A 13,892-nucleotide genomic window follows, 5' to 3' on the forward strand; every position below is an offset into this window, starting at 1 on the left:
GTCTGAAGATCCCAGCAAAGGAGATTATCCATGCTCGATACGATTGAGGAAACCACAAAGCCGAAGACCCGTGTCAAGGAACGTGCCGAAGAACAGGCATCCTCGATGTCCGGTGACCAGCAATCGGCCATTCGCATGCTTGCGAATGATCTGCACAGGCTCAATCAATCCGTGATGAAAGCGGTTGAGGCAGGTGTTTCCGTGGAATTGGTGCGCTCTGCTCGTCATCATGGCGGCGATGGCAACTGGGGAGACTTGCTTGTTCCGGTGATCGTCACACGCCAAAGCTGAGAAACCCTGGAACAACTCAACCGCCACCCAGCCTTGTTCCTTCGTCGCACTTGACCGCCGACTGAGATTGGATAGAGTTCTATCCATCTCAGTCGGCGGATTAGCTCGCGGCAGCCGGCGCCGCATCGTAGTGCGAGGCTGATCCCACTCTATGCCTGTCGACAAGATGGCGGTACCCGGTTCCCCGGTGGCGGCCCGTTTCCATGACCATTCCCAAGTCAACATACAACCCTCGGTCGTCGCCGTCGGCAATGTTCCAGTGAATCTGGTTGTCGTGACCCGCATTGCCGAGCGCGCGAAGCTGCGCGCTGTGTCTTTGTCGCCGAGCGATGCGATCCGCAATCTGCCCAGCCTCACCCCGATCATCGTGGTGATCGACGGCGGGGTGGACAATTGCGAATGCGACACGCTTCTCGATGTGATCCAACATTGCCGCCGAAACAGCGGCCAGGGCCATCCGCGTCTCCTGTTTCTTTCCACCGGCCGAAAGACGGAAACGCAGTCGCTGTTGCATCCGGTGATGGATGCGGTCGTGGCCAAGCCCATTGTGCCGGAACGGTTGGAAGCCGTGCTGGCCGACCTGGCGCAGCAAAGCCGGTAAGAACCAAAACCTCTTCCTGCGCTAGGCTTTGCCGGCAGCATGATGCGTGTTTGCCTTGCGCGTCGCCATGCCTTCCATTCTCCGGTGGGGCTCAGCTATACTGGCGGCCTGTTCAACCGTTCGGTGATTGATGCCTGTCGCTAAAAAGGATGCCCGGTCCGTCAAGAAGACCAGCCGCATCGCAACGCCTGCCTTTCTCACAAACCTTCGTGGCGTAAAGACCTGGAAAGAAGCCACCGAGTGGCTGGAATGGCGGGGCATCGAGGACATCGAATGCATTACGCCCGATCAAGCCGGCGTGGCGCGCGGCAAGATGATGCCGTCGAAGAAGTTCACCTCCAACACCTCGCTGGCGCTGCCATCGGCCGTGTTCATGGCGACGATCTCCGGCGGTTATCCCGAAGACGGCAACGGCTTCACCTATCCCGAGGATGACGGCGACCTCAAGCTGATGCCGGATCTCAGCACGCTTTCAGCCGTGCCCTGGGAAACCGATCAAACGGCGCAGGTGATCTGCGATCTCGTGCATCAGGATGGCCGCGCGGTGGAGTTCACGCCGCGCAATGTGCTGAAGCGCGTAGTGGCTGTCTATGCCGATCTCGGCTGGAAACCGGTGGTGGCGCCGGAAATCGAATTCTACCTCGTGCGCAAGAACCCAGATCCCGATTATCCGCTGACCCCGCCTGTTGGCCGTTCCGGTCGCCCGATCGGCGGCGGACAGGGTTATTCGATCGCGGGCGTCAACGAGTTCGATGAGCTGATCGACGACATCTACCATTTCTCCGAGGGCCAGGGCCTGGAGATCGACACGCTGATCCATGAAGAAGGCGCGGGGCAGCTGGAGATCAACCTGCGTCACGGCGATCCGGTGGAACTGGCCGACCAGGTCTTCCTGTTCAAGCGCACGATCCGCGAAGCCGCGCTGAAGCACGAGACCTATGCGACCTTCATGGCCAAGCCGATCCAGGGTCAGCCAGGTTCGGCCATGCATATCCATCAATCGATCATCGACAAGAAGACCGGCCAGAACATCTTTGCCGCCGCCGATGGCAACGAAACGGATGCGTTCCACCATTTCATCGGCGGCATGCAGCGCCATGTGCCGAACGCGCTGGTGATGTTTGCGCCTTATGTGAACTCGTATCGCCGCTTGACGCAGGCCGCGTCCGCGCCGGTCAACACCAAATGGGGCTACGACAATCGCACAACCGCATTCCGCGTGCCGCGCTCAGACCCCGGCGCCCGCCGCGTTGAAAACCGCATCCCCTCCTCCGACGCCAACCCGTACCTGGCCCTGGCCGGGTCGCTGGCCTGCGGTCTGATCGGGCTGCGCAACCAGATCAAACCGGATGCGCCTGTTGGACGTACGGTGAACGATGATGAAATCGAGCTGCCACGCAGCCTTCTGGAATCGGTGCAACTATTCGAAGCCGACGAAGAGCTGAAGACCCTGCTCGGCGCCCAATTCGTGACCACCTATGCCGCGATCAAGAAGGCCGAGTTCGAGACCTTCATGGAGGTGATCAGCCCCTGGGAGCGCGAATATCTGTTGTTGAATGTGTGAGGAAAAGAAAGTGAGTAGGTGAATAGGGCAGTAGGTGAGTAAGGGGGCTCTGTGGCTGCGATAGTTCAATCGTACAAGGACCTGCTGGTCTGGCAACAAGCGATGGATCTCGCGGCATCTACCTACCAATTCACCCGTGGATGGCCGCGTGAAGAATTATATGGGCTCACGAGCCAAGTTCGACGCGCCGCGACGTCAGTCGCTGCGAACATTGCCGAGGGTTGGGGACGACAAAGCCGCGGCGCCTTCCAGCAATTCTTGAAGATCGCACAAGGCTCTCTGAAGGAAGTCGAGACGCATCTTCTCATCGCAGAGCGGATCGGGCTTACCAGTTCAGGCTCGATACGCCCATTGCTCGATCTGGCAGAAAGTATCGGTAAGCTGCTTCATCGGCTTATCACAAAACTTACAGAGAAGGCGCCATGACCACATACTCACTTATTCGCCTAATCGCGTAATCGCGTCATCACATGACTTCTCCCATTTCCCCCGGCCTATCCTGGTACGAAGCGAACCTTCCCGAGCGTCCAAGCTACCCTCAGCTTGACGGTGACCGTCAGGCCGATGTCGTCATCGTCGGCGGCGGCTTTACCGGCTTGTCGGCAGCCGCGCATCTCGCCAAGGCCGGCACCAACGTCGTGCTGATCGAGGCGCATCGGTTGGGGGATGGCGCGTCGGGGCGCAATGGCGGGCAGTTTGGCACGGGGCAGCGCGCGTGGGCGGAGGAGATGGAGGCCGAGATCGGCTTTACCCGCGCCAAGGCTCTGTTTGACCTCGCCGAAGAAGCGAAGGCGCATCTGCTGGATTTTGCAGCGACCAACGGCATTGACATCGATTACCGGCCGGGGCAGCTCTCGGTGGCACACAAGCCGCGCTATGTCGACATTTACAAGAAACACGTCGACATCATGGGCGAGCGCTTCGATTATCCGCACCTAACCTTCATGGATCAGGCGGAAACGGCTCGGCGGCTTGGCAGCAAGTCCTATTTCGGCGGCGCGCGTGATACCGGCACCGGCCATATCAATCCGCTGAAGCTGGTGGTGGGCACTGCGCGTGTGGCTGCGGAGGCTGGCGCACATCTGTTCGAGAACACCAAGGCGACCGGCGTTTCCAACGAGAACGGCAAGGTCATTGTCAAGACGCCGCGCGGCACGATCACGGCCGCCAAGGGGCTGCTTGGCGTCAATGCCTATGGCGGCGATCTCGAGCCCAAGAGTGCGGCTCATGTCATGCCGATCGGCTCCTTCATCGGCGCGACGCCACCGCTGGGCGATGATAGTCCGGTTCTTCCCGGCGGCGAGTCCGTCGACGACTCCCGCTTCGTGGTGCGCTATTTCCGCCGCTCCGTTGATGGCCGCCTGCTGTTCGGTGGCCGTGAAATCTACGGCGTCGGAGATCCGTCGGACATTGGATCGGGGATCCGGCGGCAGATAGCCGAGCTTTATCCGGCCCTGAGCGATGTCGAGATCACCCATGCCTGGGGCGGCTATGTCGGCATCACCATGCCGCGTAAGCCCTTCGTGCGGGAAGTCATGCCGAACGTCATCTATTCCGGCGGGTATTCCGGCCATGGCGTCATGCTGTCGAACTTCATGGGCAAGCTTTATGCCGAGATGGTCGCCGGCAATCGCGACCGGCTGAAGCTGATGGCCGATCTTAAGATCCCGGCCTTCCCGGGCGGACGAAGGTTTAGAGCGCCACTGCTGTTCTTGGCGCTGAATTGGTATGCGCTGCGCGACCGCATCTGATCGGGAACGATTTGGCAGGTTTGAAGCTTATCCGGATGATCCAAATTCGGAGTGTTTCGATGCGAAAACTGATCCTCGCCGCGCTCGGCTATGCCGCCTATCGCTGGCTTTCGGCACCGTCCAGCCAATCTTCCGACCGCCAGGCTGAACGCAACCCATCCAATGACGACCGGTCCGACGCCAGCCTTTCTGCACGCGAGCGCCGGAGAGAGAAAAGGCAGCGGGCACGTGACGAAGAGAATGAAGGCTCTGCTTCGCCTTCATCCGCAAACCGTCCGGCTCGCGCCTTTAACAGCAACCAGACGCAAGAAGACCAAGGGGACACCGGCGAAGTGACCTATCGTATTGTCGAGCATGACGAGGGCTGGGCCTACAAGGTCGGCGACGTGTTTTCGGAAACCTTCCCAACCCATGACGCCGCGAAGGAAGCGGCGGAAGCCGCTGCGCGTGCTCAGGAGCAGGCTGGCGAGCCCGAGCCGATCGAATATCAGGATGAAGACGGCAAGTGGCGCCAAGAAGAATCCGATGGCCGCGACCGCCCGCATACGGATGTCGAGGACGGCGAACCCCGCAAGGGTTGAAGACTTCCCTGTCCGAATTGAAAGGCTGAGGCGTAGCGCCTCAGCCTTTTTCATGCCACCGCCGCTTAGCCGTGGTTGAACACGATCGTCTTGGTTGCTGACATGTCGTAAAGCGCCTCGAAGCCCTTTTCGCGGCCGTGGCCGGACTTCTTGAAGCCGCCAAACGGCAGTTCGATGCCGCCACCGGCGCCATAACCGTTGACGAAGACCTGACCGGCTCGGACCTTCTTGGCGACACGATGCTGGCGTGCGCCGTCCTTTGTCCAGACGCCCGCGACGAGGCCGTAATCCGTGCTGTTGGCGAGCCGAACAGCCTCTTCCTCGCCCTCGAAGGCAAACAGTGAGAGAACCGGGCCGAAGACTTCCTGCTGCGCGATGTTGGCTTTGGGATCGACCGAGCCGAACAAGGCCGGCGCGACATAGAAGCCGTTTTGCGGCGCCGAAGGGTCCACGCTGCCGCGTGCAAGAACGGACACGCCGGCTTCTTCCGCCGCTGCGATGAAGCTCTTCACTTGGCCCTGCTGCTTCTTGTTGACCATCGGCCCAAGATCGCCGTCGGCATCATGCGGCGCGGCAACGAGCTTGCCGAAGCGGGCGGCGAGTTCAGTGGAGACCGCTTCGTAGATCGGCTTTTCGATCAGCACGCGGCTGCCGGCCGAACAGGTCTGCCCGCCATTCTGGATGATGGCGTTGACGAGAACGGGTAGCGCCTTTTCGATGTCGGCATCGGCAAACACGATCTGGGGCGACTTGCCGCCAAGTTCCATCGTGACGCCGCGATTGTTGATCGCGGCCGCCTGCTGGATCGCCGTGCCCGTCATGGTCGAGCCAGTGAAGGTGACGTAGTCGATGTCGCGATGCGCCGACAGCGCCGCACCCGCATCGCGGCCATAGCCGGTCACAACGTTGAACACGCCTTCCGGGAAGCCTGCTTCGAGTGCCAGTTCGGCAATGCGGATCGTGGTCAGCGAAGCGTCTTCGGCCGGCTTCACCACCAGCGTGTTGCCCATGGCAAAGGCCGCACCGGCCACGCGGGCGAGGATCTGCATCGGGTAGTTCCAGGGGATGATGCCCGCCACCACGCCATGCGGCTCGCGCAGTGTCAGCGCCGTATAGCCATCAAGGAAGGGGATCGTGTCGCCGTGGATCTTGTCGGCCGCGCCGCCATAGAATTCATAATAGCGCATCGTCGAAGTGACATCGGCCTTGCCCTGCCGGATCGGCTTGCCGGTGTCGCGCGACTCAAGCGCGGCCAGTTCGTCACCATTCTTCTCGATCAGCAGGCCGAGCCTGGTCAGCAGACGGCCGCGCTCGAAAGCGGGCATGCGGCTCCACGGGCCGTTCTCGAAGGCTTCCCGCGAGGACTTCACGGCGCGGTCGATATCGGCAGCGCCGGCAGCCGGAATGGACGCGAAGACCTTGCCGTCCGACGGCGACACCACATCGATGCGCTCGCCGCTCAAGGCGTCGGCCGGCTGACCGTTGATCAGTTGCATAAAAGCGCGGCCTTCCGCGACCGTGCGTGACAGATGCTGACCCATGGCTCGCCTCCTTGATTGGTGGTGGTGTGGTGCAACAAAACGCTGCGCATGTCACCCGCAACTTGACCGTCATCTGCAGGTCAGATCTGCGGAATAAGACGGCCAGATGGGTTGGCGGTGCCGTCGGCGACCCCTATGTTGCGGTGCAAAGCCAGACGCTAGCATTTTTTAATCGATTAGATTAAGCCTCTTGCCGTTGTTGGAAAACTTGCTCATGACCAGCCAGATTATCCCGGTTGAACCCTTCGATTTCATCATCTTCGGCGCCACCGGCGACCTTGCCGAGCGCAAGCTGCTGCCGGCGCTGTTTCAGCGCCAGGTAGCCGGCCAGTTCCTTGATCCGAGCCGCATCATCGGTTCCTCGCGCACCAAGATGACAGATGAGGAGTATCGGGCTTACGCGCAGACGGCTCTAAAAGAGCATGTGTCGGCCAACGAGTTGACCGATGAAGCACTCCAGACGTTTCTTGGTCGCCTGTCTTACGTCGCGGCCGACGCCACCACCGGTGAGGGCTTCGACCAGCTGAAGACGGTGATCGGCGACAACGACGTCATCCGCGTCTTTTATCTGGCCGTTGCGCCGGCCTTGTTCGGCGAAATCGCCAAGCAGGTGGCCGCGCATGACCTGATCACCGAACAAGCGCGCATCGTGATCGAAAAGCCGATCGGGCGCGATCTGGAATCGGCCAAGCTGCTGAACGACACGATCGGCAGCGTGTTCAAGGAAAGCCAGATCTTCCGCATCGACCACTATCTCGGCAAGGAGACGGTGCAGAACCTGCTGGCGCTGCGCTTCGCCAATGCGCTTTACGAGCCGCTTTGGAACAATGCGCATATCGACCATGTGCAGATCACGGTGGCCGAATCGGTCGGCCTGGAAGGCCGTGCGGGCTATTACGACAAGGCCGGCGCGCTGCGCGACATGGTGCAGAACCACATGCTGCAGCTGCTTTGCCTCGTTGCCATCGAAGCGCCGCCCTCGATCGACGCGGACTCCCTGCGCGACGAGAAGCTGAAAGTGCTGCGCTCGCTGCAGCGCATCAACGGGCAAACGGCCGGCAAGCTGACGGTGCGCGGCCAGTATCGCGCGGGCGCTTCCGCCGGCGGTCCGGTGAAGGGCTATCTGGATGAGCTCGGCAACGGCGAAAGCACGACCGAAACCTTCGTCGCCATCAAGGCCGAGATCTCCAATTGGCGCTGGGCCGGCGTGCCGTTTTATCTGCGCACGGGCAAGCGGCTGGCGGCACGGGTGTCGGAGATCGTCATCGAGTTCAAACCGATCCCCTATTCGATCTTCGGCGAAAGCGCCGGTCAGGTCGTGGCCAACAAGCTGGTGATCCGCTTGCAGCCGGATGAAGGCGTCAAGCAGTGGCTGATGATCAAGGATCCAGGCCCGGGCGGCATGCGCTTGAAGCATGTGCCGCTCGACATGAGCTTCGCGGAAGCTTTCAACGTGCGCAATCCCGATGCTTATGAGCGGCTGATCATGGATGTGGTGCGCGGCAACCAGACGCTGTTCATGCGCCGCGACGAGGTCGAGGCGGCGTGGAACTGGATCGACCCGATCCTTCATTCCTGGAACGACAACAATCAGGAAGTGCAGGGTTACACCTCCGGCACCTGGGGCCCCTCCTCCGCCATCGCCCTGATCGAGCGCGACGGCCGCACCTGGCACGAAAGCGTCTGATCATGATTGCCGATCCGCGCTGGCACCGTTTTGCAACGCCCGAACAGCTCGCGGATCGGTTCGCCGGCGACATGGCGGATTTCCTGAAAATCGCGATCAGCCAGCGCGGCCAGGCTCTGCTTGCCGTGTCGGGAGGCACTACGCCGGCAGCGTTCTTCCGCGCTCTTTCGACCCATGATCTTCCCTGGACGGATGTCACGGTCGTGCCGGTGGATGAGCGGTTCGTGCCGACCACTTCAGAGCGGTCCAACGAGAAGCTGATCCGGCAAAACCTGCTGGTGAACAAGGCTGCAGCGGCGCGCTTCACGCCGCTTTATCATGATGTGGCGGATATCAGTGACGCCGCAAAGCTGGCCGATCGCGCCGTGACAGACTTGCCGCTGCCCTTCGACGTGGTGGTGCTGGGCATGGGGGGCGATGGGCATACGGCATCGTTCTTCCCGGACTCGCCCGAACTGACGGGCGCCATCGACCCGGCGGCGAGCCACCATGTTCTGGCGGTCACCGCGCCGAGCGCGGACGAGCCGCGTTTGACGCTGACTTTGCCGGTGCTCCTTTCGGCGGGGCTGATCGCACTCCATATCGAGGGGGCCGAGAAACATAGCCTGCTCGAAACTGTTCTGGCCGAACCACATCCACGCGAGAAGCCGATTGGCGCCGTGCTTCTTCATGCGGCCAAGCCGCTCGACATTTACTGGGCGCCCAAGAAAGGCGAATAGCCATGACTGTCCGCAGTGACGTCGCAGCCATCACCGACCGCATTCGCGAACGTTCCAAGCCGACCCGCGAGCCCTATCTCGACCGCCTCGAAGCGGCTGCCGCGCGCGGCGTGCATCGCTCGGTTCTGTCCTGCGGCAACCTCGCCCATGGCTTTGCGGCCTGCGCGCCGAATACCAAGGCGGCCCTGTCGGGCGACACGGTGCCGAACCTCGGCATCATCACCGCTTACAACGACATGCTGTCGGCGCATGCGCCTTACGAGACCTATCCGCAGTTGATCCGCAAGGCGGCGACCGAAGTCGGCGGCGTGGCGCAAGTGGCTGGCGGTGTTCCGGCCATGTGCGACGGCGTCACGCAAGGGCAGCCCGGCATGGAGCTGTCGCTGTTTTCGCGCGACGTGATCGCGATGGCGGCCGGCATCGGCTTGTCGCACAACATGTTCGACGCTGCCGTTTATCTCGGGATCTGCGACAAGATCGTGCCCGGTCTGATGATCGCGGCCATGACCTTCGGCCATCTGCCGGCCGTGTTCGTGCCTGCCGGTCCGATGCCGTCGGGCCTGCCCAATGACGAGAAGGCGAAGATCCGCCAGCTTTATGCCGAGGGCAAGGTCGGCCGCGCGGAACTGCTGGAAGCCGAGTCCAAGTCCTACCATAGCCCTGGCACCTGCACCTTCTATGGCACCGCGAACTCCAACCAGATGATGATGGAGATCATGGGCCTGCATATTCCAGGCTCTTCCTTCATCAATCCGGGCACGCCCCTGCGCGATGCGATGACCCGCGAAGCCGCGCAGCGCGCGCTGGCGATCACGGCGCTCGGAAACGATTTCACGCCGGCCGGCAAGATGATCGACGAGCGCTCGATCGTGAACGCGATCGTCGGTTTGCATGCGACCGGTGGCTCCACCAACCATACGATCCATCTGATCGCGATGGCGGGCGCGGCCGGTATCAAGCTGACCTGGCAGGACATTTCCGACCTGTCGGACACGGTGCCGCTGCTGGCGCGCGTTTACCCGAACGGTCTGGCCGACATCAACCACTTCCACGCGGCGGGTGGCATGGGCTTCCTGATCCGCGAATTGCTGGATGCCGGCTATCTGCATGAAGATGTCCGCACAGTGTGGGGCGACGGTTTGCGCTCCTACACGATCGAGCCGAAGCTGAATAACGACGGCACCGTGTCGCGTGAACCGGCACCGGCTGTCAGCGGCGACGAAAAGGTGCTGACCACCGCGCCGAAGCCGTTCCAGGCGACTGGGGGTCTAAAGGTCCTGACCGGCAATTTTGGCCATGCCATCATCAAGACTTCGGCCGTGAAGCCGGAAAAGCGCATCGTGGAAGCACCCGCGATCGTGTTCGACAGCCAGGAAGGCCTGAACCAGGCGTTCAAGAATGGCGAGCTCGATCGCGACTTCGTGGCCGTCGTGCGCTTTCAGGGTCCGAAGGCCAACGGCATGCCGGAACTGCACCGGCTGACAACCGTGCTCGGCGTGCTGCAGGATCGCGGCCGTCATGTCGCGCTGGTCACCGATGGGCGCATGTCGGGCGCATCCGGCAAAGTGCCGGCGGCTATTCACGTGACGCCGGAAGCGCTGGATGGCGGCGCAATCGGCCGCATCCAGAATGGAGATATTGTCCGTCTCGACGGCGAGGCTGGTACGCTGGAAGTTCTGGTTACGGCCGAGGAACTGGCTGCGCGGCCGATCGTGGTGCCGGATCTCAGCGCCAACAGTTTCGGCATGGGCCGTGAACTGTTCGCAGGCTTCCGCCAGCTCGCTCTGCGAGCCGACGAAGGGGCATCGAGCTTCGGCGTCGCCGCCTGAGAAAGAAGCCTAGTCGCGCAGCTCGATGCTGCGCTTCTTGGCGGCGTCGACGGCTTCCACCAGCAGCGTCTTCAACCGGTCGCCACCCATCAGCACGTCGAGTGCGGCGGCCGTTGTTCCCTTCGGGCTGGTGACGTTCTCGCGCAGCTTGCCCGGCTCTTCCTCACTGTCGGCAGCCAGTGCGCCTGCGCCGTAGACCGTCTGCATGGCGAGCAGCTTGGCGACGTCGGATGGCAGGCCAGCTGTTTCAGCGGCGGCGGTCAAGGCTTCGATGAAGTGGAAGATATAGGCGGGACCGGACCCCGAAACGGCCGTCACCGCGTCCATCAACTCTTCGGTTTCGATCGTCGCGACCGCTCCATTTGCCGAAAGCAGATCGCGCACAAAGCTGTCCTGCTCGTCCGTAACATTGGCGTTTGAAAACAGCACCAGCATGCCCTTGCCGATCGCCGCCGGCGTGTTCGGCATGCAGCGGATAACCGCCGCGTCTGACCCAAGCAGGTCTTCAAACACCGCGATCGGCGTGCCGGCGGCGATGCTGAGAGCGGCTGCACCCGCTTCCACAAAGTGCTTATAGGCTGGCACCACATCTTTCATGACCTGCGGCTTCACCGCGAAGATCACCAGCTTGGGTTGGCAATCCGCGGGGATATCAGATGCGTCGGCATGAACGGACACACCCAGCGCCTGGGCACGGGTACGAAGGCTTTCGTTGGGTTCGACAACCGCAACGCGCGCGGCCGGGATGCGGCCGGCCTTCACCCAGCCCGCAAGCATCGCGTAGCCCATATTGCCGCAACCGGCGAGGATGAGGTCGATCGACATCGCAAGAACTCCCATTGTTTCAGCGGCAATAACCGCCGCGCGGCTTCGTGTCACGCCTTCACGGGAAACCGCGCCGTCATCCGCAGGCCCAGCACGCCGAACACGAAGAGCAGCCAGACCGGATCGGCGCGGCGGAAGAAGAAGCTTTCCAGGAAGGCGTTCAGGCAGGTGAACAGAACGATCATCATGAAGAGGTCCGCGAGCAGCACGTTCTCCCGCTTCAAGGGCGTGCGGACAAAATCGCGCGCTGGTGCCAGCACGAAGGCAGTGATTGCGATCAGCATCCCTGGCACCCCGATCGACAGCGCGACATCGATGTAACCGTTATGGCCGTGCACGATCGAGCTGAGGTCCCAAGCGCGATCGAAGGGCTGAAGCTGATCGGACACGATGCGCGTCGTCCAGAAGCTCTCCAGGCCATAGCCGCTCCAAGGACGCGCTGCGATCATCTGGCCGGCGAACTCCCAGATCGTGGTGCGGCCGGTATAGGTCAGATCGGGGAAGACTTGCTGCATCAGCACCTTCACCGGCTCGATGAAGACCATGCCGAGCGTTAGCAGCGCTGCGGCCACAACCGATCCCACAAGGATCGCCGGCGTCAGCCCTCGCAGGCCGAACAGCGTCGGCCCTGCAACACACAGGATCGCCACGGGCGCGAGGCCTGTCGTGGTCTTGGAGTCGGTCTTGAACAGGAAGAAGAAGGCGGTCACGAACAGGATCGCTCCAGCTGCCTGCCAGCCGCGCCGGAACAGGTAGATGCCTGCAAAGCTCAGGCAGGCCATCACCGGCCCGGCAATGTTCTTATGCGCATAGAGGCCACGCCACGAACCGGCATTCCGCGGCTCGAAATTGTCCAAGGGCGTGACCGCGATGTCTGGATAGATCACCAGGCCGACATAGCAGTAAGCGACGACGCCAAGGCTGACCCAGGCCAGAACCCGGGAAAACGCATCGGCCCCGCGCGGCAGGGTCAGTACGGCCGCTATGCCGAGAATGCCTACGATCGTAAACAACACGGCGCGCAGCGCTTGCCCGGTATCGAGCGCGTTGGACACCGAGACAAACAGCAGCGCGATAAGGATCAGCCACCAGGGGCTGAGCAGCGCCGAAGCGACGCGGCGATCCACAAAGCAGAACAGCCCGAATAGCGCGCCGATCGCCACACAGCCATAGCCGACCTGATTGACGAGATCGCCGCCGACTTCCGCCTGTCCGGCAGGCGTAAACGGGCGGAAAGACACCAGCAGCGCGGCAAAGATCGCCATGGCCAGAAGCATGGCGACCCGATGCGGGGGGAAGGCGTGGATGATCTCGTCGCGAATCGTCGCGAAATCGCGATCAGTTCTTTTCAGGCTGGCGATATTGCTCATTCTGATAGCCAAAGTGAGCCAAGATCCGGCCGAGAGCAATGTAAAGCCTGTATTGGCCTGTGACGATGGATCCTTTCGCTACATCACGCGCGGCCCGAAACGGAGCCAAGCCTAGCAATGCTGCGCTTTTCATGAAGGTTCTGATGCCACCGAACGGCTCTTCGGCGCGCTGGCGCTTTTCCACCAGGGTCGAGATCACGCCGTTGCGCAAGGAGCGGGCGCGGATCCAGTCGGCCTGTAAACGGCGTTCGGGCACGGTTTCATAAACGCAGGCTTCCTCGCACCAGGCGAGCTTGAAGCCCATGGCCGTGCAGCGGCTCACCAGATCGATATCGCCGCCGCCAAGAAAGTTGAAGCGCGGATCGAAGAAAGGCTGATCGAGCGCCTTCAGCACCTGCTTGCCGATCAACAGGTTGCCCGAGGAATAAAGCACCCGCACCGGGCCGCTTTTGTGATGCGCCGGCTTGAAAACTGGATGGTGTTCGAAGCGGTTCTTGCCGGGATTGGCGAAAACCGGGCGCTGAGGACCACCGACGAGATCGGCACTATAGCGATCGGCCGCCGCAATCATGAGCTCGATCCATTGGACATCGGCGACTTCATCATCGTCGATGATCAGAACATGGCGGAAGTCGGGGTAGTGTTGAAGCGCGGTCTGGAGGCCGGCATTATAGGCTGAGCAATTACCGCGCTCATGCGCGATCACAACCATGCCCTGCATTTCGCCACCCTCGAACAAGGGGGCGGCAACGGCAGCTCCCTCGCGGTCTTCCGCTTCGTTTTCCATGACGATCACGGCAAAGCGGCGCACGGTTTGCTGGGCTTGCAGAGAGTGCAGCGTTTTCAGGAGATGGTCGGGGCGGCGAAAGGTCGGGCAGATCACGACGGCTTCGATGCCGGCAACGGGATGGGGCGAGCGCGCAACGAGCGAGATACCAGGCAGGATTTCGGATTCGTTCATGAAGCCAACTCCTTCCCGCCACCTGGCAGGCGCCCTTTTACGGTCGAACCAACGGCGGCAAAATCCTCCTCGGCTGCATGCCCGACTTGCCTTGAGGAACCGTTAAAGAGTTGGCCACGCAAATCTGGCAAAGAAGAGAGCTGGGGGCTTGGCAAGCTTCTTGCTGCGATGG

General features: G+C 61.8%; 13 protein-coding genes. 9 read left to right on the forward strand and 4 right to left on the reverse strand.

Annotated elements, in window-relative coordinates; genetic code table 11:
• The first annotated feature begins 30 nt into the window (after positions 1–30).
• From IE166_RS09940 to IE166_RS20860, 6 genes are all read left to right on the forward strand, one after another.
• Entirely contained in the window at positions 31–291 is a 261-nt protein-coding gene (locus IE166_RS09940; RefSeq protein WP_189503438.1) for an SMc00767 family acetate metabolism repressor, read from the forward strand.
• A 151-nt stretch (positions 292–442) separates the two neighbouring features.
• Positions 443–892: a response regulator gene (locus IE166_RS09945; protein WP_189503439.1), complete on the forward strand. Its 450-nt coding sequence runs from the start codon at positions 443–445 to the stop codon at positions 890–892.
• 130 nt (positions 893–1,022) lie between these two features.
• Positions 1,023–2,456, forward strand: a complete 1,434-nt coding sequence (locus IE166_RS09950; protein WP_189503440.1) for a glutamine synthetase family protein — start codon at positions 1,023–1,025, stop codon at positions 2,454–2,456.
• Positions 2,457–2,507: 51 nt separating this feature from the next.
• Positions 2,508–2,882, forward strand: a complete 375-nt coding sequence (locus IE166_RS09955; protein ID WP_189503441.1) for a four helix bundle protein — start codon at positions 2,508–2,510, stop codon at positions 2,880–2,882.
• A 44-nt stretch (positions 2,883–2,926) separates the two neighbouring features.
• On the forward strand, positions 2,927–4,207 hold the full coding sequence (locus tag IE166_RS09960; RefSeq protein ID WP_189503442.1) for an NAD(P)/FAD-dependent oxidoreductase: 1,281 nt from the start codon (positions 2,927–2,929) through the stop codon (positions 4,205–4,207).
• A 59-nt stretch (positions 4,208–4,266) separates the two neighbouring features.
• Positions 4,267–4,788: a DUF2188 domain-containing protein gene (locus IE166_RS20860; RefSeq protein ID WP_189503443.1), complete on the forward strand. Its 522-nt coding sequence runs from the start codon at positions 4,267–4,269 to the stop codon at positions 4,786–4,788.
• Positions 4,789–4,853: 65 nt separating this feature from the next.
• Here the strand turns inward: IE166_RS20860 and IE166_RS09970 are convergent, their stop codons facing one another.
• Complete coding sequence (locus tag IE166_RS09970; protein WP_189503444.1) at positions 4,854–6,329, reverse strand: aldehyde dehydrogenase family protein; 1,476 nt, start codon at positions 6,327–6,329, stop codon at positions 4,854–4,856.
• A 214-nt stretch (positions 6,330–6,543) separates the two neighbouring features.
• Here IE166_RS09970 and zwf point away from each other — a divergent pair, with 214 nt between their 5' ends.
• The 3 genes from zwf to edd are packed head-to-tail and all read left to right on the forward strand — an operon-like array spanning position 6,544 to position 10,564.
• The gene (gene zwf, locus IE166_RS09975) at positions 6,544–8,016 is read left to right on the forward strand and encodes a glucose-6-phosphate dehydrogenase (RefSeq protein ID WP_189503445.1); all 1,473 of its coding nucleotides are present in this window, start codon (positions 6,544–6,546) and stop codon (positions 8,014–8,016) included.
• Between the two features lie 2 nt (positions 8,017–8,018).
• A complete protein-coding gene (gene pgl / locus IE166_RS09980; protein WP_189503446.1) occupies positions 8,019–8,735 on the forward strand; it encodes a 6-phosphogluconolactonase in 717 nt (238 codons plus the stop codon).
• Positions 8,736–8,737: 2 nt separating this feature from the next.
• Positions 8,738–10,564: a phosphogluconate dehydratase gene (edd, locus tag IE166_RS09985; RefSeq protein ID WP_189503447.1), complete on the forward strand. Its 1,827-nt coding sequence runs from the start codon at positions 8,738–8,740 to the stop codon at positions 10,562–10,564.
• Positions 10,565–10,573: 9 nt separating this feature from the next.
• Here the strand turns inward: edd and proC are convergent, their stop codons facing one another.
• The 3 genes from proC to IE166_RS10000 are packed head-to-tail and all read right to left on the reverse strand — an operon-like array spanning position 10,574 to position 13,720.
• Positions 10,574–11,389 carry a pyrroline-5-carboxylate reductase gene (proC, locus tag IE166_RS09990; protein WP_189503448.1) on the reverse strand — a complete coding sequence of 272 codons (816 nt, stop codon included), beginning with the start codon at positions 11,387–11,389 and terminating at the stop codon, positions 10,574–10,576.
• 50 nt (positions 11,390–11,439) lie between these two features.
• Positions 11,440–12,759, reverse strand: coding sequence for an O-antigen ligase family protein (locus IE166_RS09995; RefSeq protein ID WP_189503449.1), 1,320 nt, complete (start codon positions 12,757–12,759; stop codon positions 11,440–11,442).
• Complete coding sequence (locus IE166_RS10000; RefSeq protein WP_189503451.1) at positions 12,728–13,720, reverse strand: glycosyltransferase family 2 protein; 993 nt, start codon at positions 13,718–13,720, stop codon at positions 12,728–12,730. The genes IE166_RS09995 and IE166_RS10000 overlap by 32 nt, the downstream gene beginning before the upstream one ends.
• Positions 13,721–13,892 lie beyond the last annotated feature (172 nt).

The organism is Tianweitania populi (genome assembly GCF_014652875.1).
Lineage (GTDB): Bacteria > Pseudomonadota > Alphaproteobacteria > Rhizobiales > Rhizobiaceae > Tianweitania > Tianweitania populi.

Excerpts from the sequence above, each read along its gene's own strand:
- IE166_RS09940 (WP_189503438.1), top strand. The coding sequence starts at position 31 with ATGCTCGATACGATTGAGGAAACCACAAAGCCGAAGACCCGTGTCAAG.
- IE166_RS09945 (WP_189503439.1), top strand. The coding sequence starts at position 443 with ATGCCTGTCGACAAGATGGCGGTACCCGGTTCCCCGGTGGCGGCCCGT.
- IE166_RS09950 (WP_189503440.1), top strand. The coding sequence starts at position 1,023 with ATGCCTGTCGCTAAAAAGGATGCCCGGTCCGTCAAGAAGACCAGCCGC.
- IE166_RS09960 (WP_189503442.1), top strand. The coding sequence starts at position 2,927 with ATGACTTCTCCCATTTCCCCCGGCCTATCCTGGTACGAAGCGAACCTT.
- IE166_RS20860 (WP_189503443.1), top strand. The coding sequence starts at position 4,267 with ATGCGAAAACTGATCCTCGCCGCGCTCGGCTATGCCGCCTATCGCTGG.
- IE166_RS09970 (WP_189503444.1), bottom strand. The coding sequence starts at position 6,329 with ATGGGTCAGCATCTGTCACGCACGGTCGCGGAAGGCCGCGCTTTTATG.
- zwf (WP_189503445.1), top strand. The coding sequence starts at position 6,544 with ATGACCAGCCAGATTATCCCGGTTGAACCCTTCGATTTCATCATCTTC.
- pgl (WP_189503446.1), top strand. The coding sequence starts at position 8,019 with ATGATTGCCGATCCGCGCTGGCACCGTTTTGCAACGCCCGAACAGCTC.
- edd (WP_189503447.1), top strand. The coding sequence starts at position 8,738 with ATGACTGTCCGCAGTGACGTCGCAGCCATCACCGACCGCATTCGCGAA.
- proC (WP_189503448.1), bottom strand. The coding sequence starts at position 11,389 with ATGTCGATCGACCTCATCCTCGCCGGTTGCGGCAATATGGGCTACGCG.
- IE166_RS09995 (WP_189503449.1), bottom strand. The coding sequence starts at position 12,759 with ATGAGCAATATCGCCAGCCTGAAAAGAACTGATCGCGATTTCGCGACG.
- IE166_RS10000 (WP_189503451.1), bottom strand. The coding sequence starts at position 13,720 with ATGAACGAATCCGAAATCCTGCCTGGTATCTCGCTCGTTGCGCGCTCG.